Annotated in this window: 16 protein-coding genes; 11 read left to right on the forward strand and 5 right to left on the reverse strand. The window is 68.3% G+C overall.

Annotation, left to right across the window (positions count from 1 at the left end):
* Window positions 1-85 precede the first annotated feature (85 nt).
* The 8 genes from VAR608DRAFT_RS26545 (at window position 86) to VAR608DRAFT_RS26585 (ending at window position 11,830) form a co-directional block, all read left to right on the forward strand.
* Complete coding sequence (locus VAR608DRAFT_RS26545) at window positions 86-946, forward strand: alpha/beta hydrolase (protein WP_088956789.1); 861 nt, start codon at window positions 86-88, stop codon at window positions 944-946.
* 248 nt (window positions 947-1,194) lie between these two features.
* Window positions 1,195-2,451, forward strand: coding sequence for an efflux RND transporter periplasmic adaptor subunit (locus tag VAR608DRAFT_RS26550; protein WP_088956790.1), 1,257 nt, complete (start codon window positions 1,195-1,197; stop codon window positions 2,449-2,451).
* Between the two features lie 24 nt (window positions 2,452-2,475).
* Window positions 2,476-5,736 (forward strand): efflux RND transporter permease subunit, encoded by a 3,261-nt coding sequence (locus VAR608DRAFT_RS26555; RefSeq protein ID WP_088956791.1) that lies wholly within the window; start codon window positions 2,476-2,478, stop codon window positions 5,734-5,736.
* Window positions 5,737-5,774: 38 nt separating this feature from the next.
* Entirely contained in the window at window positions 5,775-7,253 is a 1,479-nt protein-coding gene (locus VAR608DRAFT_RS26560; RefSeq protein ID WP_088956792.1) for an efflux transporter outer membrane subunit, read from the forward strand.
* Between the two features lie 719 nt (window positions 7,254-7,972).
* On the forward strand, window positions 7,973-9,442 hold the full coding sequence (locus tag VAR608DRAFT_RS26570) for a cobyric acid synthase (RefSeq protein ID WP_231972967.1): 1,470 nt from the start codon (window positions 7,973-7,975) through the stop codon (window positions 9,440-9,442).
* Complete coding sequence (gene cobT, locus VAR608DRAFT_RS26575; protein WP_088956794.1) at window positions 9,439-10,488, forward strand: nicotinate-nucleotide--dimethylbenzimidazole phosphoribosyltransferase; 1,050 nt, start codon at window positions 9,439-9,441, stop codon at window positions 10,486-10,488. Before VAR608DRAFT_RS26570 ends, cobT begins: the two co-directional genes overlap by 4 nt.
* Window positions 10,485-11,282 (forward strand): adenosylcobinamide-GDP ribazoletransferase, encoded by a 798-nt coding sequence (gene cobS, locus VAR608DRAFT_RS26580; RefSeq protein ID WP_088956795.1) that lies wholly within the window; start codon window positions 10,485-10,487, stop codon window positions 11,280-11,282. The genes cobT and cobS overlap by 4 nt, the downstream gene beginning before the upstream one ends.
* Complete coding sequence (locus VAR608DRAFT_RS26585; protein ID WP_088956796.1) at window positions 11,279-11,830, forward strand: histidine phosphatase family protein; 552 nt, start codon at window positions 11,279-11,281, stop codon at window positions 11,828-11,830. Before cobS ends, VAR608DRAFT_RS26585 begins: the two co-directional genes overlap by 4 nt.
* A gap of 21 nt (window positions 11,831-11,851) precedes the next feature.
* Here VAR608DRAFT_RS26585 and nth read toward each other — a convergent pair whose 3' ends face one another.
* The gene (gene nth / locus VAR608DRAFT_RS26590; protein ID WP_088956797.1) at window positions 11,852-12,490 is read right to left on the reverse strand and encodes an endonuclease III; all 639 of its coding nucleotides are present in this window, start codon (window positions 12,488-12,490) and stop codon (window positions 11,852-11,854) included.
* 78 nt (window positions 12,491-12,568) lie between these two features.
* Between nth and VAR608DRAFT_RS26595 the strand changes: the two genes are divergently transcribed.
* Window positions 12,569-13,756: an aminotransferase-like domain-containing protein gene (locus VAR608DRAFT_RS26595; RefSeq protein WP_088956798.1), complete on the forward strand. Its 1,188-nt coding sequence runs from the start codon at window positions 12,569-12,571 to the stop codon at window positions 13,754-13,756.
* Between the two features lie 18 nt (window positions 13,757-13,774).
* Here VAR608DRAFT_RS26595 and VAR608DRAFT_RS26600 read toward each other — a convergent pair whose 3' ends face one another.
* Genes VAR608DRAFT_RS26600 through mfd form a run of 3 tightly spaced genes read right to left on the reverse strand, consistent with a single transcriptional unit; the run spans window position 13,775 to window position 19,239 of the window.
* Window positions 13,775-15,034, reverse strand: coding sequence for a cystathionine gamma-synthase family protein (locus VAR608DRAFT_RS26600; RefSeq protein ID WP_088956799.1), 1,260 nt, complete (start codon window positions 15,032-15,034; stop codon window positions 13,775-13,777).
* A 3-nt stretch (window positions 15,035-15,037) separates the two neighbouring features.
* A complete protein-coding gene (serB, locus tag VAR608DRAFT_RS26605) occupies window positions 15,038-15,748 on the reverse strand; it encodes a phosphoserine phosphatase SerB (protein ID WP_088956800.1) in 711 nt (236 codons plus the stop codon).
* On the reverse strand, window positions 15,745-19,239 hold the full coding sequence (gene mfd, locus VAR608DRAFT_RS26610; protein WP_088956801.1) for a transcription-repair coupling factor: 3,495 nt from the start codon (window positions 19,237-19,239) through the stop codon (window positions 15,745-15,747). The genes serB and mfd overlap by 4 nt, the downstream gene beginning before the upstream one ends.
* 98 nt (window positions 19,240-19,337) lie before the next feature.
* Between mfd and ispD the strand changes: the two genes are divergently transcribed.
* A complete protein-coding gene (gene ispD, locus VAR608DRAFT_RS26615) occupies window positions 19,338-20,048 on the forward strand; it encodes a 2-C-methyl-D-erythritol 4-phosphate cytidylyltransferase (RefSeq protein WP_088956802.1) in 711 nt (236 codons plus the stop codon).
* On the forward strand, window positions 20,045-20,530 hold the full coding sequence (gene ispF, locus VAR608DRAFT_RS26620; RefSeq protein ID WP_088956803.1) for a 2-C-methyl-D-erythritol 2,4-cyclodiphosphate synthase: 486 nt from the start codon (window positions 20,045-20,047) through the stop codon (window positions 20,528-20,530). The genes ispD and ispF overlap by 4 nt, the downstream gene beginning before the upstream one ends.
* Here the strand turns inward: ispF and VAR608DRAFT_RS26625 are convergent.
* Window positions 20,521-22,044: a sensor histidine kinase gene (locus tag VAR608DRAFT_RS26625; RefSeq protein ID WP_088956804.1), complete on the reverse strand. Its 1,524-nt coding sequence runs from the start codon at window positions 22,042-22,044 to the stop codon at window positions 20,521-20,523. The genes ispF and VAR608DRAFT_RS26625 overlap by 10 nt on opposite strands.
* Window positions 22,045-22,059 lie beyond the last annotated feature (15 nt).

Below are 22,059 nucleotides of genomic sequence, written 5' to 3' on the forward strand. Positions count from 1 at the left end.
AAACAGAGTAGGGGCTTCCGTCCTGTTTGAAGCATGAGAGAGGCGTCTTATATTCCAACCATCGCCCATCCACCGAGACCGTCCAATGTCCACCCGCCTGTCCCCGCCATCTGCCGACGCCCCCGCGGCCGCCGCGCGGGGTGCCGAAACCGACATCAGCATCGATCTGCCGGGCCGCGACCCCGTCAAGGCCCGCGTCTACGGGGAGCGCGCCCGTGGCGTGACGGTGCCGCTGGTGCTGCATTTCCATGGCGGAACCTTCGTTTGCGGCGGCCTCGACAACGGCCGCAACGTGGCGCGGCTCTTGGCCGGCGCGGGTGCGGTGGTGGTGTCGCTCGACTACCCGAAGGCGCCCAAGGCGCCGTTCCCGGAGCCGATCGAAGTCGGCTATGCGGCGCTCGAATGGCTCCACAAGCAGCGCGTCAAGCTGGGTGGCAAGGGCGCGGCGCTCTTCCTCGCGGGCGAGGAGGCCGGTGGCAATCTGGCGGCGGCCGTGGCGCTGATCGCGCGCGACCGGGGCCATCCGCCGCTGGCCGGGCAGATCCTGCTGTCGCCCATGCTCGACCCCTGTGCCGGCACCGCCTCGCTGCGGCAGGCGACGGGCGATGCGGTCAAGTGCCGATGGGCGTCGGGCTGGCGCGAATTCCTCAGCCGCCCGGTCAACGCCACGCATCCCTACGCGGTGCCGGGCGGGTCGCTCAGGCTGGCCGAAGTGGCACGCACCCTGGTGCTGGTCGGCAAGGACGACCCGATGCGCGACGAGGGCCTGGCTTTCGCGCAGCGGCTCCAGGACGCGGGTATCCCGGTCACCAGCAGCGTGCTGCCCGGGGCCTCGAACTGGCCCGCCGCACTCTACGAGCCCGAGGGCTCCGGCTGCGCTGAATGCGAAGCGGTGGTGCAGAAGCACTTCCGCGAGTTCTTCAGCGCCGCACCGCCGCCTCACTGAGCGGCGAAGCACGGTTCGCCGTGCGGCCATGGATCCCGTGGCGCGGGATCGATCCGAAGGCTGAGGGCCTGATCCCTCTCTCTCCTGCGACGGCACGACCGTCGCAGCGGTGACGCCTTCGTCCGCGCAACGGCTTTCGGCCGCCGTCCACCGGGCTCCCACCCCTTTCCCGATTTCCCCGCCGTCCTGCGCCACCCGCGCGGGAGGGTCCCATGCATCCCAGAAGTCACCAAAAGGACGTATTCATCATGACGAACAACAAGTCTTCCTTCCCGGCCCGGCGCGGCCTCTGGCCCGCGGTGACGGGCGTCACGGCCCTGGTCGCCATCGCTTCGGCGGTGATCCTGGGATTCCACAGTTTCAATGCCGAGGCGAACAACGCGACAGCGGCCGGAGCGCCACCCGCGGTGCCTGTGTCGGTCGCCACCGTGGCCTCGACCGAAGTCAATACCTGGGACGAGTTCTCGGGCCGGCTCGAGGCAGTCGAGCGCGTGGACGTCCGATCGCGCGTCGCGGGGGCGGTGCAGGCGGTGCATTTCCGTGAAGGCGCGCTGGTCAAGCAGGGCGAACTGCTGATCACCATCGACCCGGCTCCGTATGCGGCCGAAGTGGATCGCGCCGAAGCACAGGTCGTCGCCGCGCAGGCGCGTGTGGCCTTCACCCGCAGCGAGACGGAGCGCTCTCGCCGCCTCTGGGCGGAACAGGCGATCGCGCAACGCGAGCTCGATGAGCGGACGAACGCCAGCCGCGAAGCCGAAGCCAGCCTGCGCGCCGCACAGGCGCAGCTGCAGAGCGCGCGCCTGAACCTTGGCTACACGCAGGTGCGCGCACCGGTGGCCGGGCGCATCGGCAAGCTCGAAGTCACGGTGGGCAACCTGGTCGCGGCGGGTCCGGGCGCGCCGGTGCTCACGACGCTGGTGTCGGTGAGCCCGATCTACGCGAGCTTCGACGCCGACGAGCAGATCGTGGTCCGCGCCCTCAAGGACCTGCCGGGCGACACCGGCGCACGCACCCGGATCGAAGGCATCCCGGTGCAGATGGGAACCGCCGGCACCGACGGCACGCCGTACGCAGGCCGCCTGCAGCTCATCGACAACCAGGTCGATGCCAAGAGCGGCACGGTGCGCGTGCGCGCCGCCTTCGACAACAAGGACGGCTCGCTGATCCCCGGCCAGTTCGCCCGCATCCGCATGGGCCAGGCCCACAGCGACAAGGCGCTGCTGGTCAACGAACGCGCCGTCGGCACCGACCAGAACAAGAAGTTCGTGATGGTCGTGGGCGCCGACAACAAGGCCGAGTACCGCGAGGTCGCGCTCGGCGCACCCTACAACGGCCTGCGCATCGTGACCAAGGGCCTCGAGCCCGGCGAGCGCGTGATCGTCAATGGGCTGCAGCACATCCGCCCCGGCGCGACCGTTGCGCCCCAGACCGTGACGATGGATGCGAAGGCCGAACTGGCGCCTCCGGTCCAGCGCGTCGCGCAAGCGAAGCCTGAGAAATCCTGATCCCGTTCGAGGAGGGGAATCATCATGAATCTTTCGAAGTTCTTCATCGACCGGCCGATCTTTGCCGGCGTGCTTTCAGTGCTGATACTGATCGGCGGGCTGATCGCCTTGCGCGGCCTGCCGATCTCCGAGTACCCCGAGGTCGTCCCGCCCTCGGTGGTGGTGCGGGCCAACTACCCGGGCGCGAACCCGAAGGTGATCGCCGAGACGGTGGCGACACCGCTCGAGGAGCAGATCAACGGCGTCGAAGGCATGCTCTACATGGGCAGCCAGGCGACCACCGACGGCCTGATGACGCTGACCGTGACCTTCAAACTCGGCACCGATCCGGACAAGGCGCAGCAGCTGGTGCAGAACCGCGTCGCGCAGGCCGAGCCGCGCCTGCCCGAAGAGGTGCGCCGGCTCGGCATCACGACCGTCAAGAGCTCGCCCGACCTCACGATGGTGGTGCACCTGCTGTCGCCCAACGGCCGCTACGACATGACCTACCTGCGCAACTACGCGGTGCTCAACGTCAAGGACCGGCTCGCGCGGGTGCAGGGCGTGGGCGACGTGCAGCTCTTCGGCTCGGGCGACTACTCGATGCGCGTCTGGCTCGACCCGCAGAAGGTCGCGCAGCGCGGCCTCTCGGCCGGCGACGTGGTGCGCGCGATCCGCGAGCAGAACGTGCAGGCGGCGGCCGGCGTGGTCGGCGCCTCGCCGGGGCTGCCGGGCGTGGACATGCAGATCTCGATCAACGCCCAGGGGCGCCTGCAGACCGAAGAGGAGTTCGGCGACATCATCGTCAAGACCGGCGGCGACGGCGCGGTGACGCGGCTGCGCGACGTGGCGCGGCTCGAACTCGGTGCGTCGAGCTATGCGCTGCGTTCGCTGCTCGACAACAAGGACGCGGTCGCGGTGCCGATCTTCGCGGCCCCCGGATCGAACGCGATCCAGATCTCGAACGACGTGCGCGCCACCATGGCGGAGCTGAAGAAGAACATGCCCGACGGCGTGGACTACGACATCGTCTACGACCCGACGCAGTTCGTGCGCGCCTCCATCGAATCGGTGGTGCATACGCTGCTCGAAGCCATCGCGCTGGTGGTGCTGGTGGTGATCCTGTTCCTGCAGACCTGGCGCGCATCGATCATCCCGCTGCTCGCGGTGCCGGTGTCGGTCATCGGCACCTTCGGGGTGATGCATCTGTTCGGCTTTTCGATCAACGCGCTGAGCCTGTTCGGGCTGGTACTGGCGATCGGCATCGTGGTCGACGACGCGATCGTGGTGGTCGAGAACGTGGAGCGCAACATCGAGGCCGGCCTGAGTCCGCGCGATGCGACCTACCGCGCGATGCGCGAGGTCTCGGGGCCGATCATCGCGATCGCGCTGGTGCTGGTGGCGGTGTTCGTGCCGCTGGCCTTCATCAGCGGGCTCACGGGGCAGTTCTACCGGCAGTTCGCACTGACGATCGCGATCTCGACCGTGATCTCGGCCGTCAACTCGCTCACGCTGTCGCCCGCGCTCGCCGCCTTGCTGCTGCGCAGCCACGATGCACCCAGGGACGCGCTGACGCGCGGCATGGACCGCGTGTTCGGCCGCTTCTTCCGCGCCTTCAACCGCGTCTTCCATCGCGGCGCCGAGGGCTACAGCGCCGGCGTGAAGGGCGCCATCTCGCGCAAGGCGCTGATGATGGTGATCTACCTCGCGCTCGTCGGCGTGACCTTCGGCCTCTTCAAGGCGGTGCCGGGCGGCTTCGTGCCGGCGCAGGACAAGCAATACCTGATCGGCTTCGCGCAGCTGCCCGACGGCGCGACGCTCGACCGCACGGAAGAAGTCACGCGCCGCATGAACGAGATCGTGATGAAGCAGCCGGGCGTGCAGCACGCGATCACCTTCCCGGGGCTGTCGATCAACGGCTTCACCAACAGCTCGAACTCGGGCATCGTGTTCGTCGGCCTCGACGATTTCGACAAGCGCAAGTCGAAGGACTTGAGCGCTGGCGCGATCGCGGGCCGTTTGAACGCTCAGTTCAGCCAGATCCAGGATGCCTACATCGCGATCTTCCCGCCGCCGCCGGTGCATGGCCTCGGCACGACGGGCGGCTTCAAGCTGCAGCTCGAGGACCGCGGCTCGGTCGGCTACGAGGGCATGGACAAGGCGGTGAAGGCCTTCATGGCGAAGGCCTACCAGACGCCGGAACTCGCGGGCATGTTCACGAGCTGGCAGGTCAACGTGCCGCAGCTCTACGCCGACATCGACCGCACCAAGGCGCGCCAGCTCGGCGTGCCGGTGACGGAAGTGTTCGACACCATGCAGATCTACCTCGGCAGCCTGTATGCGAACGACTTCAACCGTTTCGGACGCACCTACAGCGTGCGGGTGCAGGCCGACGCGCCGTACCGTGCGCGTGCGGAGGACGTGGGCCTGCTCAAGGTGCGTTCGAACAGCGGCGAGATGGTGCCTTTGTCGGCATTGATGAACATCCAGCCCAGCTACGGGCCGGAGCGTGCGATGCGCTACAACGGATTCCTCTCGGCCGACATCAACGGCGGACCGGCACCGGGCTTCTCGTCGGGGCAGGCGCGTGCGGCGGTCGAGCGCATCGCGGCCGAGACGCTGCCGCCGGGCGTGAGCTTCGAATGGACGGAACTCACGTATCAGGAGATCCTCGCCGGCAATTCGGCGGTGTGGGTGTTCCCGCTCGCGATCCTGCTGGTCTTCCTGGTGCTGGCGGCGCAGTACGAAAGCCTGACCTTGCCGGTGGCGATCATCCTGATCGTGCCGATGGGCCTCCTGGCCGCGATGACGGGCGTGTGGCTCTCCGGCAGCGACAACAACATCTTCACGCAGATCGGGTTGATGGTGCTGGTCGGGCTGTCGGCGAAGAACGCGATCCTGATCGTCGAGTTCGCGCGTGAGCTGGAGTTCGCCGGGCGAACGCCGGTGCAGGCGGCGATCGAGGCGAGCCGGCTGCGCCTGCGGCCGATCCTGATGACCTCGATGGCTTTCATCATGGGCGTGCTGCCGCTGGTGATCACCTCCGGTGCGGGCGCCGAGATGCGCCACGCGATGGGGATCGCGGTGTTCTCCGGAATGATCGGCGTGACCGCGTTCGGCCTCTTCCTGACGCCGGTGTTCTATGTGCTGCTGCGCCGCCTGACGGGCAATCGCGCGCTCAAGCTGCACGGCCAGGTGCCGCACGTCGATGCCTTCGTGTCGGGCGACCACCCGGTGGCGCCTTCGCAGGCCGGCGGCGGGCCGCTGCGTCCGTCGCCCGCCGCGCCGCGGAAGGCAGTCGAGTGAGGCGTCCAGGCCAACTTTGTGGATCGAGAAAGCGGATCATGAAAAACGAAACACAAGCCAAGGTGCGGCCGTGGCAGGCCGTGTTGCTGCCGCTGGTGGCGGCGATGGTGCTGGCCGGTTGCGCGACAGCGAAGGTGGAAGCACCGAGCTTCGAGGCGCCGGCCCAGTTCAAGGAGCAGGCTGCAGCGCCCCGCGAGGGGACCTGGACGCGCGCACAGCCGGCCGAGTCCCAGCCGCGCGGCGAATGGTGGCGGGCGTTCAACGATCCGGTGCTCGACAAGCTGATCGAGCGGGCTGACGCGCGCAACACGAACATTCAGGCTGCCGCGGCGCGGCTGGCCGAGGCGCGTGCGCTGGCCCATAGCGCCGACGCCGAGCGCTCGCCGCAGGTCGGCGTGGTCGCGGGCGGCGTGCGCAGCGCGGGGCTGGACCGCAACCTGAGTCCGAAGCCATCCACCTTGTTGACTGCGGGCGTCGCGGCTTCGTATGAACTCGACCTGTTCGGCAAGTTGTCGCGCGCGAGCGAGGCGGCGCAACTGGATGCCGATGCCCGCGAAGGGCTGTTGCAGAGCACGCGGCTCCTGGTCGAGTCGGAAACCGCGCAGACCTACCTGCAGCTTCGTGCGGTCGATGCCGAGCGGGCGCTGGTGCGCGACACCGTCGAGGCGTACCGCGACACGCTGAAGTTGACGCAGAGCCGGCAGCGGGCAGGCGATGTGGCCGAGCTCGATGTGGCGCGCGTGGAGACGGAGGTGGCCTCGACCGAATCCGACGCGCTGACCCTGGACCGCCGGCGCGCCGAGCTGGAGCACGCGCTGGCGGTGCTGGCGGGCGATGCGGCTTCGGATTTCGGCGTCAACACGGACGAGTGGGCCACCGCATTGCCGACGATTCCGGCAGGTGTTCCGTCCACGGTCTTGACGCGACGCCCGGACATTTCGGCGGCGCAGAAGTCGGTGATGGCGGCGCAGGCGCGCGTCGGCGTGGCGCAGTTGGCGTGGTTCCCGGATATCTCGTTGACCGCGGGTGGCGGCTATGCCTCGCAGAAGTTGAGCGATCTGTTCCAGTGGTCGGCCAAGTCGTGGGGCATCGGTGCGCTGTTGAACCTGCCGCTGTTCGACGGCGGGCGCCGGGAGGCAGGCGTGCAGAGCGCCTCGGCGCAGCTCGACGGGGCGCTTGCGAACTACAGGTCACAGGTGCTGGTCGCGTTCAAGGAAGTGGAGGACCAGCTCTCTGCGCTGCGCATCCTGGAGCAGCAGGCGGACGTGCAGGCCAAGGCCGTGACTTCGGCGAGCCGGGCGACGAGCTTGTCCGACTCGCGCTATCGCAACGGCATGGTGAGCCAGCTCGATCTGCTGGACGCGCGGCGGCAGGAGCTGGCGAATCGCCGGCAGGCACTGCAGGTCAGGTCGGCGCAGTACCAGGCGACCGTGGGGCTGATTCGGGCGATCGGGGGGAGTTGGGATGTGAAGGTCGCTGCTTCTTCCGGGGATGAGCGGGTGGCTGCTGCGCGTTGATGCAGGCTTGAATTGTTTGGCGACTGGGGTGGCGGTGGCGGGCGGTGTGCCCTTGGGCGGCCGACGTCACCGCGGAAACGGTAGGGAAGAACTGTCCACTCCATCAGCGTTGTTTGGGGATGACTGCAACGTCGCAGACGAGCAATCCCGTCGTGCACCACGGAGCCCGGGTTGTGGTGCGGGGCTGGGGGCGCCTCTACGCCGCCGAGGAGCGCAGCCTTTCGCGGATCAGGGCTCGCGCTGTCTGAGCGAAGCGAGTTTGCGCGAGACCCCGCGAAAGGCGAGCACCGCAGGGCAGCCGCGAAGCGGCCGGCGTAGTGAAGCCCCCAGCCCCGCACCGCAACCCGGGCGGCCCCCCAAAAAAAGACTTAAAGAATGGTCTCCGAAAAACCCCCAGAGTCGGCATACCTTCGCAGAGCATTCGCCCCCACAGCCAAAGCACTCGAAAAGCTAGGCTGCGGCAAACTCGCAGACCGGATCTTGCGGTAATGAATCGCCTCGCTGGCGTCGCTGCTGACGGCCTCCAGGAGAACCCAAAAGAACTGATTCGAGTTGCGCTCTTCAACCGTGAGCGCGATTTCGCGTAATGCGGTCATCCGCCGTACTCCCATCGTTTCCGGATGACGAGAAGCTAATGGCGAATCAGAAGAAAGATTTCACTTCACCGCAACGCGAGAAGTCGAAGCGTGATGGACTTCACGTAAAGGACAATCGCTCCCATGAGTCCGAATGTGGTGAATCCGCGCGCGCGCTGCGTGATGGTCCTCGGCACGACCAGCGGCGCCGGCAAGAGCTGGATCGCGACGGCGCTGTGCCGCTGGTATGCGCGCCAGGGGTTCAAGGTCGCGCCGTTCAAGGCGCAGAACATGAGCAACAACGCGCGCGTCGTCGCGGGCGGGGAGATCGGCAGCGCGCAGTACTTCCAGGCGCTGGCCGCGCGCGCCGAACCCGAGGTGCGCATGAACCCGCTGCTGCTCAAGCCCGAGCGCGACACCCATAGCCAGGTCGTCCTCATGGGCCACGTCAGCAACGAGCTGTCGTCGCTGCCCTGGCGCGGACGAAGCGAGCGCGTCTGGCCGCAGATCGCGCAGGCACTCGACGAACTCCGGGCCGAGAACGATGTCGTCGTCATCGAAGGCGCAGGATCGCCCGCCGAGATCAACCTGATGGCCAGCGACATCGTCAACCTGCGGGTCGCGCGCCACGCGAATGCGCGCTGCCTGCTCGTCACCGACATCGATCGCGGCGGCGCGTTCGCGCATCTGTACGGCACCTGGGCGCTGCTGCCACCGGAAGATCGCGCATTGATCGCCGGCTTCGTGCTCAACAAGTTCCGCGGCGACGCCGCGCTGCTCGCGCCCGCGCCCGAGCAATTGCGGGCACTGACCGGCGTGCCGACCGTCGCCACGCTGCCGATGTGGTGGCAGCACGGACTGCCGGAGGAGGACGGCGTCTTCGATGACCGCAGCGTGGCGAGCGGCGAAGTCACTCGCACCATCGCCGTCATCGCCTATCCGCGCATCAGCAATCTAGACGAATTCCAGCCGCTCAAGAACATCGCGGGGGTGCGCCTTCGCTGGGCGCGCAGCCCGTCCGATGTGGCCGGCGCGGACTGGATCGTCCTGCCCGGTTCCAAGAACACCAGCGGCGATCTCGCATGGCTGCGCGCGCAAGGGCTGGACCGCGCGGTGGCTGCGCACGCGGGGCGCGGCGGCGCGGTGCTCGGCGTGTGCGGCGGGCTCCAGATGCTGGGCGAAGCGCTCATCGATCCGCACGGCGTCGACGGCAATGGCCCCGGGCTCGGGCTGTTGCCTGTGGTCACCGTGTTCGCCGCCGACAAGATCGTGCGGCACCGCGAGGCGAGGTTCGCGGACCTGGCGGGACCGTGGTCGGCGCTGTCCGGCATCACCGTGCGCGGCTACGAAATCCATCATGGCCAGACGGCCGAACACAGCGCGATGGCGGCGGCCGGCGACCGCGCCGCCGCCGTCATGGCGGACGATCTCGCATGGCAGAACGGCGCCGGCAACGTGCTCGGCCTGTACCTGCATGGCCTGTTCGAAGACCCCGCGGCGCTCGAGGCGCTGTTCGGCGTCGAAGCGCGTACGCTCGACGCGGTGTTCGACGGCCTGGCCGATCACATCGATTCCAACTCTGAACCGGGCGTGCTGCGCTCCCTCATCCAATGACGCTTCTTGAACTTCCCTCCATCGACAGCATTGACGACAGCGCGCTCGCGGCGCGGCTCCAGCACGTGCTCGACAACAAGACCAAGCCGGTCGGTGCACTCGGCCGACTCGAGGCGCTGGCCTCGCGCATTGGAACGATCCTCGGCACCACCACGCCGTCATTCGATTCGCCGCAGATGCTCGTTTGCGCAGGCGACCACGGGTTGGCGGCGCGCGGCGTGTCGGCGTACCCGAGCGACGTGACCTGGCAGATGGTCGAGAACTTCCTGGCCGGCGGCGCGGCCGTGAGCGTGCTCGCGCGCCAGCATGGGCTCAAGCTCACGGTGGTCGATTGCGGCGTGCGGCATGCGTTCGCGCCCCGTGATGGCCTGCTGGTGCGCAAGATCGCGCCGGGGACGGCCGATGCTTCGGTCGGCCCGGCGATGAGCATGGCGCAATGCGAAGAAGCGGTCGCCAACGGCATGGCATTGGTGCGCGACCTGCCGGGCAACGTCGTGCTGCTCGGCGAGATGGGCATCGGCAATTCGTCCGCCGCCGCGATGCTGCTGGCGCGTATCTCGGGGCAGGACATCGATGCCTGCACCGGCGCCGGAACCGGCCTCGACGCCAGCGGGCGTGCCCACAAGCGCAAGGTGCTGCGCGGCGTGCTCGAACTGCATGCCGACGCCGAATCGCCGCTGGCCGCGCTCGCCGCTTTCGGCGGCCTCGAGATCGCGACGCTCGTCGGCGCGGTGCTGCAGGCCGCGCAGGAGCGGCGCGTGATCGTGCTCGATGGCTTCATCGCCAGCGCCGCGGTGCTGGTGGCGCAGGCATTGCGACCGAACGTGGTGCAGCGCTGCGTCGCGGCGCACGAGTCGGCCGAACCGGGGCACCGGCTGCTGCTGCACTTCCTGGGTCTCGAGCCGCTGCTGCAGCTCGATCTGCGCCTCGGCGAAGGCTCGGGCGCCGCGCTCGCATGGCCCCTGCTGGAGTCCGCCTGCCGCATCCTGCGCGAGATGGCGAGCTTCGAATCGGCGGGGGTTTCGAGGCAGGACGCAACCACATGAATGGGGTGCGCCACTTCCTTCTGGCGCTCCAGTTCTTCACCCGCGTGCCGGTCACGGGGCCGCTGGCGGGATGGGTGGGGTTCAGCCCCGCGATGCTGCGTGCGAGCGCGGCGCATTTTCCCGGTGTCGGATGGCTGGTGGGCGCGGTCGGCGCGGGCGTGTTCTACCTCGCGTCTACCGGCCTCCCGGGCTGGGCCGGCGCATTGGTCGCGGCCGCCTTGTCGACGATCGCGACGGTGCTGATGACCGGCGCATTCCACGAAGATGGCCTGGCCGACGTGGCCGATGGCCTCGGCGCTTCGGCGGATCGCGCGCGGGCGCTGGAGATCATGAAGGACTCGCGCATCGGCGCATTTGGCGCGATTGCGCTGGTGCTGGCGCTGGGCCTCAAGGTGGCGCTGCTTGCGGCGCTGGCGGGGCAGGGTATGGCCCATGTCGTCCTCGCGCTCGTCAGCGCCCATGTGCTCTCGCGCCTCGCGCCGCTGTTCCTGATCCGCTGGCTGCCTTACGTCGGCGACGAGAGCGCGGCGAGCAAGTCGAAGCCGCTGGCCGATGCGATCCACAACGGCGCCTTGCTGGTCGGCGTGGCATGGTCGCTGCCCGCGATCGCGTGGCTCGTGACGGCGCTCGGCATCGCGCGCGGGTTGGCCCCGGTGCTTCTTGGCGCGCTGGCTGCGCTCTTCATGGCACGGCTGCTGCAGCGCAGGCTTCGCGGCTTCACCGGCGATGGCCTCGGCGCGACGCAGCAGGTGTGCGAGCTGGCGATCTACCTCGCGCTGGCGTGGCGCGCATGAAGCTCCTGCTCGTGCGCCATGCGCGAACCACCGCGGTCGACGGCTTCTGCTATGGGCGCACCGATGTGTCCGTGCTGCCCGAGGTGACGCGCGCGGTGGCCGAAAGCGTCGCGCCGCTGCTGCCTGCGGGCGTGCCGCTCACCTGCTCGCCGCTCTCGCGTTGCGCCGACCTTGCCAGGACCCTCATCGAACTGCGGCCCGATCTCAGAGCGCTGCCAACCGATCCGCGCATTGCCGAGATGGACCTGGGCGAGTGGGAAGAGCAGCTCTGGTCCGCCATCGATCCCGCCGAACTCGAGGCCTGGACGCGCGACTTCGCCGATACGCGCGCGGGCCGCAGCGGCGAAAGCACGCGGCAGTTCCTGCTGCGGGTGGGCGAAGCCTTCGATGCATGGCGGGCCGGCGGGCGCGACGCGGTGTGGATCACCCATGCCGGCGTGATCCGCGCCGCATGGCTGCTGCGCGACGGCATCCGCGCGATCGAGCGCTCCGACCAATGGCCGGGCCAGCCGATCGCTTTCGGCGAGTGCGTGACGATCGAGCTCTGAGCTAGCGCGACCGGCGACCGATCAGGGTGCCGGCGTCTTCGGCTTGTAGTCGCAGTAGGGCGACACCGCGCACTGCCAGCACTGCGGCTTGCGCGCCAGGCAGGTGTAGCGCCCGTGCAGGATCAGCCAGTGGTGCGCATGCAGCCGGTATTTCTCGGGCACGCGCTTCTCGAGCTTCTGCTCGACCTCCAGCGGCGTCTTGCCCGGTGCGAGGCCGGTGCGGTTGCCGACGCGGAAGATGTGCGTGTCCACCGCCATCGTCGGCTCGCCGAAAGCGACGTTGAGCACCACGTTGGCGGTCTTGCGGCCCACGCCGGGCAGCGCTTCGAGCTCGGCGCGCGTCTTCGGCACTTCGCCGCCGTGGCGCTCGACCAGCATGCGGCTGGCTTCGACGAGATGCTTGGCCTTGCTGCGGTACAGGCCGATGGTCTTGATGTATTCCTCCAGCCCTTCGACCCCGAGCTGAACGATGGCCTGCGGCGTGTTCGCGACCGGGAAGAGCCTGCGCGTCGCCTTGTTCACGCCCACGTCGGTCGCCTGCGCCGAGAGCAGCACCGCGGCGAGCAGCTCGAAGGGCGTGCTGTATTCGAGTTCGGTCTCGGGCGTGGGATTCGCGGCCTCCAGCGTCGCGAAGAAGGGTTCGATATCGGCTTTTTTCATCGTGGCAGCGAGTTTAGGGCGGGGCACGACGGCTGCGACAATCGACCTTCTCCGCCAATCTCCGACAGAAGGGTTTCCATGCAATTCGCCTCCCGCCTCGACAACGTCGAAACCTCCGCCATCCGCGAGCTCTTCAAACTGCTCGGCAAGCCTGGCATCATCAGCTTCGCGGGCGGCTTTCCGGACAGCGCGATGTTCGACGTCGAGGGGCTGAAGGAAGCCAGTGCCAAGGCCCTCACGGAGGAAGCCGGCGGCGCGCTGCAGTACGGCGCCACCGAGGGCTACGAACCGCTGCGCACGCAACTGAGCGCCTTCATGAAGACCAAGGGCGTGGACGTCGATCCGAGCGGCCTGATCGTCACGACCGGCAGCCAGCAGGCGCTGGACCTGATCGGCAAGACGCTCGTCTCGCCCGGCGACAAGGTGATCGTCGAGGGCCCGACCTTCCTCGCGACCATCCAATGCTTCCGGCTCTATGGTGCGCACCTGATCAGCGCACCGGTCGATGCCGACGGCGTGAAGACCGACGAGCTCGAAGCGCTCATCGCCGAGCACAAGCCGAAGTTCGTCTACCTGATCCCGACCTTCGGCAACCCGAGCGGCGCGATGCTGAGCCTCGAGCGTCGCAGGAAGGTGCTCGAGATGGCGGTGAAGCACGGCACGGTGATCGTCGAGGACGATCCTTATGGCGATCTCTACTTCGACCAGGCGCCGCCGCCGTCGCTCATGTCGCTCACGAAGGACGTGCCCGGCAGCCGCGAACTGGTGGTGCATTGCGGCAGCCTCAGCAAGGTGCTGAGCCCGGGCCTGCGCATCGGCTGGATGATCGGCGATGCGGAACTGCTCGCCAAGGCGACGATGTGCAAGCAGTTCAGCGACGCGCACACCAGCACCTTCGCGCAGGCGACCGCGGCGCAATACCTCAAGAGCGGCCGCATGCCCGCCACGCTGGCCCATGTGCGCAAGGTCTACGCCGAGCGCGCCGAGGCCATGGGCGCGGCGCTGCGCAAGGAGCTCGGCGATGCGATCAGCTTCACGCAGCCGGGCGGCGGGCTGTTCTTCTGGGCGCGGCTCACGGGCGCGAACGGCAAGGTCGCGGACGCCAGCGAATTCGCCAGGCGCGCGATCGAGAAGCTCGTGGCTTTCGTGCCCGGTGCGCCGTTCTATGCCGAGAAGCCGGACGTCGCGACGCTGCGGCTGAGCTTTGCGACGGCCAACGTCGAGAAGATCCAGGAAGGCATCGCGCGCCTCGGCTCGGCGCTCTGAGCCTTCCTCCGAGGCCAGTCAGGCGCCGCGCAGCGCCTGGTCGAAATCGGCGATCAGCTCGTCCGCCGATTCGAGCCCGACCGACACCCGCACCAGCCCGTCGGCGATGCCCATCTGCGCACGCACCGCGGGGCCGGCTTCCCAGAAGATCGTCGGCGCGACCGGAATGATCAAGGTGCGGTTGTCGCCGAGCCCGGTGGCCTTGATCGGCAGTTGCAGGCGATTGAGCGTCGCCGGCATGTCCAGACCCGCGCGCAGTTCGAACGCCATGAGCCACGAACCGGCCTTGAAATGCCGCACCGCCAGCGCATGCTGCGGATGGCTTTCGAGCATCGGGTAGTGCACCGCCGCCACGGCAGGATGGGCTTCGAGGAAGCGCGCGAGCGAAAGCGCGGTGGCGCTGGTCTGCGCGACGCGCAGCGCGAGCGTCTCGGCGCCGAGGCTGATGCGGTGCGCCTGTTCCGGCGAGAGCGTCGCGCCCATGTCGCGCAGCGCCTTCTTGCGCAGCTGCTGCAGCCCCTGCTGGCGCGGATCGACGCTGCGATAGCTCGGCGAGATGTTGGGATAGGCCGCCCAGTCGAACAGGCCCGTGTCGGTGACCGCACCGCCGAGTGCCGCGCCGTGGCCGGCGATGGTCTTGGTCAGCGAGTTCACCACCAGGCCGGCGCCGACAGTTTTCGGCCGGAACAGGGCGGGCGAGGTGATGGTGTTGTCCACCACGTAGAGGATCCCGCGCTCGCGGCACAGCGCGCCGATCGCTTCGAGATCGGGGATCTGAGTGCCCGGGTTGGCGACTGTCTCGACGAACACCATGCGCGTGTCGGGCCGCAGCGCGGCGCGCACGTTGTCGACCGAACAGGCGTCGACCTTCGACACCTCGATGCCCAGATCGCCCATCGTGCCGAACAGGCTGTTGGTGTTGCCGAACACGAACTGGCTCGACACCAGGTGGTCGCCCGCACGCAGCAGCGTGAGGAAGATCGCGGTCAGCGCGGCCATGCCGGTCGAGAAGGAAATGGTGCCGATGCCGCCTTCCAGCAGGGTGATCTTGCTTTCGAGCGCGGCGCTGGTCGGCGTGCCCTGGCGCGCATAGTTGAAGCCGCCCTTGAGCGTGCCCTGGAACACGCCGATCAGATCCTCGACGCGATCGAAGCCGTATTGCACCGAAGTGTGGATCGGCTTGTGGATGGCACCGTGCTCGACGCCGAACCGGCGGTCGGCATGCACGGTGGCGGATGCGGGCAGCGGGCCCTTGTTGTCTTCAGCGTTGTTGCCCATGTCTCACCTCAGTACTTCGAGCAGGCGGTCCAGCCCGCCTTCATTGATCGCGACCATGGCCTCTGCGCGCACCTTCGGCTTGGCGTGGAAAGCCACTGAAAGGCCGGCCTCGCCCATCATCGGCAGGTCGTTCGCGCCGTCGCCGACGGCGATGGCTTCCTGCGGCGAGATGCCGAGCAGCGAGGCCACTTCGAGCAGCGTGCGGCGCTTTTCCGGGCCGTCGCAGATGTCGCCCCAGGATTGCTGCACCACCTCGCCCGTGAGCCTGCCGTCGGCCTCGTCGAGCAGGTTGGAGCGCGCGAAGTCGATGCCGAGCCGGTCCTTCACGCGGTTCGCGAAGAAGGTGAACCCGCCGGACACCAGCAGCACCCTGAGCCCGGCGGCCTTGCAGGCGGCAACCAGCTGTTCGGCGCCGGGATTGAGCCTGAGGCGCTCGTCGTAGACCTTCTGCAGCGCATCGACCGGCACGCCCTTCAGCAGTGCGACGCGACGGCGCAGGCTTTCCTTGAAGTCCTTGATCTCGCCGCGCATGGTGGCTTCGGTGATCGCGGCCACCTCGGCCTTCTTGCCGACCGCATCGGCGATCTCGTCGATGCATTCGATGTTGATCAGCGTCGAATCCATGTCGAAGGCGATCAGCTTGAAATCGGCGAGGGCGAGCGGCGGCGCGAAGCGCTGCACGACGAGGCCGGGAGAGATTTCCTTGGGGGTCATACCGATGCGGGTTCCTGTACTTTGGGCTGGCCCAGGCTGCGCAGCACGTCGCGCACCATCTGCGCGCGGTCCTTGGGCTCCTTGAGCTCGCGCTCGATGCGCAGCTTCTCGTTGCCGGCGAGCTTGATGTGCCTGTTCTTCTGGATGAGGTTGATGATGTTCATCGAATCGACCGGCGGGTCCTTCTTGAACGTGATGTTGATGACGCCCGGCGCCGCATCGACCTTGGTCACGCCGTAGGGCAGCGCAAGCACGCGCAGGCGGTGCATGTCGATCAGCGTCTGCGCCTGCGGCGGCAGCTTGCCGAAGCGGTCGACGATCTCTTCGAGCAGCGTGTCGATCTGGTCGGAGGTCTTCGCGGTCGCGAGCTTCTTGTAGAACGACAGGCGCAGGTGCACGTCGCCGCAGTAGTCGTCGGGCAGCAGGGCGGGCGCGTGCAGGTTGATCTCGGTCGTCACCGACAGCGGCGACAGCAGGTCGGGCTCCTTGCCCGCCTTGAGCGAGCGCACCGCCTCGGCCAGCATCTCGTTGTAGAGCTGGAAGCCGATCTCCATCATGTTGCCGCACTGGTTCTCGCCGAGCACCTCGCCCGCGCCGCGGATCTCGAGGTCGTGCATCGCGAGGTAGAAGCCCGAGCCGAGTTCTTCCATCTGCTGGATCGCATCCAGCCGCTGCGCGGCCTGCTTGGTGAGGCCGTCGATGTCCGGCACCATCAGGTAGGCATAGGCCTGGTGGTGGCTGCGCCCGACGCGGCCGCGCAGCTGGTGCAGCTGCGCGAGGCCGAACTTGTCGGCGCGGCTCATCACGATGGTGTTGGCGCTCGGCACGTCGATGCCGGTCTCGATGATGGTCGAGCACAAGAGCATGTTGTAGCGCTGGGCGACGAAGTCGCGCATCACGCGCTCCAGCTCGCGCTCGGGCATCTGGCCGTGGGCGACCGCGATGCGGGCCTCCGGCAGGATCTGCTCCAGCTTCTGTCGGCGGTTCTCGATGGTCTCGACCTCGTTGTGCAGGAAGTAGACCTGCCCGCCGCGCTTGAGCTCGCGCAGCACTGCTTCGCGGATCACGCCGGTGCCCTCGTTGCGAACGAAGGTCTTGATCGCCAGCCGCCGCTGCGGCGCGGTGGCGATCACGCTCAAGTCGCGCAGCCCTTCGAGCGCCATGCCCAGCGTGCGCGGGATCGGCGTCGCGGTCAGCGTGAGCACATCGACCTCGGCGCGCAGCGCCTTCATCGCTTCCTTGTGGCGCACGCCGAAGCGGTGTTCCTCGTCGATGATCAAAAGGCCGAGGTTCTTGAACTGCACCGACTGCGAAAGCAGCTTGTGCGTGCCGACCACGATGTCCACGCTGCCGTCGGCGATGCCCTTCGCGGCGCCGCTGATTTCCTTGGCGGAACGGAAGCGGCTCATCTCCGCCACCTTGACCGGCCATTTCGCGAAACGGTCGACCAGCGTCTGGTAGTGCTGTTCCGCGAGCAGCGTGGTCGGCGCGAGAAAGGCGACCTGCTTGCCGCCCGTCACCGCGACGAAGGCCGCGCGCAGCGCGACTTCGGTCTTGCCGAAACCGACGTCGCCGCAGACCAGGCGATCCATCGGGCGCGGCGAGATCATGTCCTGGATGACCGCGTGGATCGCGCCCTTCTGGTCGGCCGTCTCGTCGAAGCCGAAATCGTTGGCGAAGACCTCGTAGTCGGCGCCCGAGAAGCGGAAGGCATGGCCTTCGCGCGCCGCGCGCCGGGCGTAGATGTTGAGCAGCTCCGCGGCCGAATCGCGCACCTGCTCGGCGGCCTTGCGCTTGGCCTTTTCCCACTGGCCGGAACCGAGCTTGTGCAGCGGCGCCTCATCGGCGCTCACGCCGGTGTAGCGGCTGATCAGGTGCAGCTGCGAGACCGGCACGTAGAGCGTGGCCTTGTCGGCGTATTCCAGGTGCAGCATCTCCTGCAGCAGCGGCTTGCCGTCGGGGCCCGTGCCCTGGCCGAGGTCCATGTTGATGAGCCCCCGGTAGCGGCCGATGCCGTGGGCGGAGTGCACGATCGGGTCGCCGACCGCGAGTTCGCTCAGGTCCTTGATCAGCGCTTCGACATCGCTGACCTGTTCCTGCTTGCGGTTGCGCCGGCGCGCCGACGGTGCGGCGGCGAAGAGCTCGGTTTCGGTGACGAAGTCGATCGCCTGTTCGCGCCAGGCGAAGCCGGCGACCAGCGCAGCGGTCGCGATGCCGATCTTCTCGCCCTCCGAGGCCTCGAACTCGGCCAGCGAATCGAAGGCCGGCGGGCCGACGCCGCTCGCGCGCAGGAAATCGAGCAGGCTTTCGCGCCGGCCGTCGCTTTCGGCGATGAAGAGCACGCGGTGGGGCGTCGCCTTGATGTGGTCCTTGAGCTTGATCAGCGGATCGTCCGCGCCGCGCACCACGGCGAAAGGCGGCAGGACGTCGAACTCGGTGTAGGGCGCATCGGCGGGAACGTCGCCGCCGGCATTGCCACGTATTGCGAGCTGGGCATGCGGCTTGGCGCGCTGGTAGAACTGCTCGGCATTCAGGAACAGCGCCTCGGGCGGCAGCGCGGGCCGCTCCGGATCGCCGCGCACGAGGCGAAAGCGTTCGCTGGTGTCCTGCCAGAAGTTCTGGAACGCGGGTTCGAGGTCACCGTGCAGCACCACGGTGGCTTCCGGCCCAAGGTAGTCGAAGACCGAGGCCGTCTCTTCGAAGAACAGCGGCAGGTAGTACTCGATGCCGGCCGTGGCGACGCCGTTGCCCATGTCCTTGTAGATGCGGCTGCGCGTGGGGTCGCCCTCGAGCAGCTCGCGCCAGCGGCTGCGAAAGCGCGCGCGGGCGTCGTCGTCCATCGGGAACTCGCGGCCGGGCAGCAGCCGCACTTCGGGCACCGGGTAGAGGCTGCGCTGCGTGTCGGGGTCGAAGGTGCGGATCGAGTCGATCTCGTCGTCGAACAGGTCGACCCGCAGCGGCATCTGCGAGCCCATCGGATAGAGGTCGATCAGCCCGCCGCGCACCGCGTATTCACCAGGACTCACCACCTGCGTCACATGGCTGTAGCCGGCGAGCGTGAGCTGGGCCTTGAGCTTGGCTTCCTCCAGCTTCTGGCCGCTCTTGAAATGGAAGGTGTAGCCGGCGAGGAAGGCCGGCGGCGCGAGCCGGTAGAGCGCCGTGGTCGCCGGGATCAGCACCACGTCGGCTTCCTTCTGGCTGATGCGCCAGAGCGTCGCGAGCCGTTCGCTGATCAGGTCCTGGTGCGGCGAGAAGTTGTCATAGGGCAGCGTCTCCCAGTCGGGGAAGAGTGCGCAGCGCAGCTCGGGTGCGAAGAAGATGATCTCGTCGATGAGCCGCTGGGCGTCGTTCGCATCGGCGGTGAAGACGGCGGTCGCGCGGCCCGCTGCTTTCTCGCGTCCGGCCAGCTGCGCCAGCATGAGAGCGTCGGCCGACAGGGGCGGGCGTGGCAGCGTGAAGCGCTTGCCGGCCGTGAGTTGGGGGAGGTCCATGAAGTGCCTGGAAATGCAGAACACCCCGCGCCGACCGGCGAGGGGTGTGAAGCGCGATTCTAGAATGGCTGCCCCGTTCACGCAGGCCCTTCGCAACCATGTCCGCTTCCCGACTCTACGTGTTGATTCCCTGCGCCGGCACCGGCAGCCGCGCGGGCGGGCAGGGGCCCAAGCAGTACCAGCGCATCGCGGGCCGGCCGATGGTCGAGCACACGCTGGAGGCCTTCCGCTCGCTCAAGGGCGTTTTCGCCGGCGTGGCGCTGGTGGTTTCGCCGGACGATGCCGATGTCGGCATCCTGCTGCAGCGCTTTCCGGCCGACGGCGAACACCTGTTCCGTGTCGGCGGCGCCACGCGCGCCGCCACGGTGCGCAACGGCTTGCGCTCGCTGCGGCAGGCCGGCGCCGGCGCGCATGACTGGGTGCTGGTGCACGACGCGGCGCGCTGCCTCGTCACGCCGACGCAGATCGAGGCGCTGATCGCCGCCTGCGAGCACGATGCGGTCGGCGGACTGCTGGCGCATCGGCTGGCGGACACGCTCAAGGTCGCTTCGCCCGACGGCCGGGTGGCGAGCACTGCGACGCGGGCCGACAAATGGCTCGCCCAGACGCCGCAGATGTTCCGCATCGGCATGCTGCTCGACGCGCTCGAGCGTGCCGGCGACGCCGTGACCGACGAAGCGAGCGCGATCGAAGCCGTCGGCCTCGCGCCGCTCCTGGTGCCGGGCAGCGCGCAGAATTTCAAACTCACCTATCCGGAAGATTTCGCGCTCGCGAATGCGATCCTGCGCAGCCGGAAAGCCCAGCCATGACCCCATTCAATCTGCGTGTCGGCGAAGGCTGGGACGTCCACCAGCTCGTCGCCGGCCGCAAGCTCATGCTCGGCGGCGTCGAAGTACCGCACACCATGGGCCTGCTCGGCCATTCGGATGCCGACGTGCTGCTGCACGCGATCACCGACGCGCTGTTCGGCGCCGCCGGGCTCGGCGACATCGGGCGTCATTTTCCTGACACGGACGCGCAGTTCCGCGGCGCCGATTCGACTGTGCTGCTGGCCGAGGCGGCACGGCGCGTGCGCGCGGCCGGCTGGGAAATCGGCAATGTCGACTGCACCGTGATCGCACAGGCACCGAAGCTGGCACCGCACATTCCGGCGATGTGCGAGCGCATCGCTGCGGTGCTCGGCGTCGACGTCGGGCAGGTGAATGTCAAGGCCAAGACGGCCGAGAAGCTCGGCCCGGTCGGCGAAGGCCGCGCGATGGAATCGCGCGCCGTCGCGTTGATCTATCGCTGACCCCCAGGCCGGCTCGCGTCAGGGCGTGGCTGGGGGTGCCTGTCCCTGTCTTTCGCCTGCGAAGGGTCGCCCTTGGCCGAGGCGGCGCGCGGCATGCGGATGTGCGCGGCCAGCCCGCGTCCCGGCGTGCTGGTGAGCGCAAAGGTGCCGCCCATGCGCTCGATGTTCTTGGTGACGATCGACAAGCCAAGGCCCGCACCCGCGGCCGAGGTGCGCGCCACGTCCCCGCGGAAGAACGGCTTGCTCAACTGCGAGAGCAGGGCGGGGGCAACGCCCGGGCCATGGTCGCGCACCTTGATGAGCACCGCGTCGTTGTGGGCCTGCGCCTGGATCGCGACGTCGGCGACACCGGTCGAGGGCGTCTTGCCATAGCGCCGCGCGTTCTCGACGAGATTGGAAATCACGCGCTGCAGCTCGACCTCGTCGGCCATCACGCGAAGGTCCGAGGGCACGTCGACCGTGATCTTGATGTCCTCGTGGTCCTGCACCGCATAGGCGCAGGCGTCGACAACGTCGCGCAGCAGCACCGGCTTGAACTCGACGTGGTCCGGGCGCGCGTAGTCGAGGAACTTGTCGATGATCGCGTCGAGCTGCGCGATGTCGGCGGCCATGTGGTCGCGCGCATCGGGGTCGGACACGCTCATCTCGGTTTCGAGCCGCAGCCGGGCCAGCGGCGTACGCAGGTCGTGCGAGATCCCGGCGAGCATCACGGCGCGGTCCTGCTCGATCTTGGCGAGCTGGTCGGCCATGCGGTTGAAGCCGACGTTCACCGCGCGGATCTCGTTGGTGCGGGCGCGCTCGTCGAGCCGATGCGCCTCGTATTCGCCTTCGCGCACCTGCATCGTCGCCTGCGACAACTGCTTGAGCGGCCGGTTGATCAGCCGTGTGATCAGCGCCGCGCCGGCGAGCGACAGGGCCATGGTGGTCGCGAGCCAGATCAGCCAGGTGCGCCGGTCCAGGCGGCTGAAGCGGGTGGGGTCGACCAGCAGCCAGTAGGTGTCGCTTTCGATGGTGAAGCCGATCCACAGGCCCGGCTCGTCGTTGACGCGACTGGCGACGGTGGTGCCTTCGCCCAGCCGCGCGATCAGTTCTTCGGTGACCCGCTGGTCCAGCGCGCCGCTGGTGTAGGGCAGGAAGCGGTCACCCGGCTCGCGCGGCAGGATGCGAACGCCTTCCTGGTCGGCCAGGGTCTTGATCAGCGAGACGCGCGTGATGGCGTCCGAATACACCAGCGCCGCGCGCGTCAGGTTCACGAGCGAGGCGATCTGGTGCGCGGTCTGGATCGCGCGCGGCTCGTATTCGAGCGCGCGGAAGGTCTGCAGCCAGGCGACGGTGCAGCCCACGAGCAGCAGGACCAGGAGGAAGAAGGTCCGCCAGAACAGGCTCAGGCCGAGCTGCAGCCGCGTGCGCCTCTTGCGCGACCCGATGCCGTCAAGCGGGCTCGGCAGCGTGCCCTGGGTGCTGTCGTCGAGCGGGCTCGGCTGGGTGGTCTGGGGGCCGAGCGTGACGGCCATATTCAGTTCAATACT

The sequence above is a fragment of the Variovorax sp. HW608 genome (assembly GCF_900090195.1).
GTDB lineage: Bacteria > Pseudomonadota > Gammaproteobacteria > Burkholderiales > Burkholderiaceae_C > Variovorax.

Excerpts from the sequence above, each read along its gene's own strand:
- VAR608DRAFT_RS26545 (WP_088956789.1), top strand. The coding sequence starts at position 86 with ATGTCCACCCGCCTGTCCCCGCCATCTGCCGACGCCCCCGCGGCCGCC.
- VAR608DRAFT_RS26550 (WP_088956790.1), top strand. The coding sequence starts at position 1,195 with ATGACGAACAACAAGTCTTCCTTCCCGGCCCGGCGCGGCCTCTGGCCC.
- VAR608DRAFT_RS26555 (WP_088956791.1), top strand. The coding sequence starts at position 2,476 with ATGAATCTTTCGAAGTTCTTCATCGACCGGCCGATCTTTGCCGGCGTG.
- VAR608DRAFT_RS26560 (WP_088956792.1), top strand. The coding sequence starts at position 5,775 with ATGAAAAACGAAACACAAGCCAAGGTGCGGCCGTGGCAGGCCGTGTTG.
- VAR608DRAFT_RS26570 (WP_231972967.1), top strand. The coding sequence starts at position 7,973 with ATGAGTCCGAATGTGGTGAATCCGCGCGCGCGCTGCGTGATGGTCCTC.
- cobT (WP_088956794.1), top strand. The coding sequence starts at position 9,439 with ATGACGCTTCTTGAACTTCCCTCCATCGACAGCATTGACGACAGCGCG.
- cobS (WP_088956795.1), top strand. The coding sequence starts at position 10,485 with ATGAATGGGGTGCGCCACTTCCTTCTGGCGCTCCAGTTCTTCACCCGC.
- VAR608DRAFT_RS26585 (WP_088956796.1), top strand. The coding sequence starts at position 11,279 with ATGAAGCTCCTGCTCGTGCGCCATGCGCGAACCACCGCGGTCGACGGC.
- nth (WP_088956797.1), bottom strand. The coding sequence starts at position 12,490 with ATGAAAAAAGCCGATATCGAACCCTTCTTCGCGACGCTGGAGGCCGCG.
- VAR608DRAFT_RS26595 (WP_088956798.1), top strand. The coding sequence starts at position 12,569 with ATGCAATTCGCCTCCCGCCTCGACAACGTCGAAACCTCCGCCATCCGC.
- VAR608DRAFT_RS26600 (WP_088956799.1), bottom strand. The coding sequence starts at position 15,034 with ATGGGCAACAACGCTGAAGACAACAAGGGCCCGCTGCCCGCATCCGCC.
- serB (WP_088956800.1), bottom strand. The coding sequence starts at position 15,748 with ATGACCCCCAAGGAAATCTCTCCCGGCCTCGTCGTGCAGCGCTTCGCG.
- mfd (WP_088956801.1), bottom strand. The coding sequence starts at position 19,239 with ATGGACCTCCCCCAACTCACGGCCGGCAAGCGCTTCACGCTGCCACGC.
- ispD (WP_088956802.1), top strand. The coding sequence starts at position 19,338 with ATGTCCGCTTCCCGACTCTACGTGTTGATTCCCTGCGCCGGCACCGGC.
- ispF (WP_088956803.1), top strand. The coding sequence starts at position 20,045 with ATGACCCCATTCAATCTGCGTGTCGGCGAAGGCTGGGACGTCCACCAG.
- VAR608DRAFT_RS26625 (WP_088956804.1), bottom strand. The coding sequence starts at position 22,044 with ATGGCCGTCACGCTCGGCCCCCAGACCACCCAGCCGAGCCCGCTCGAC.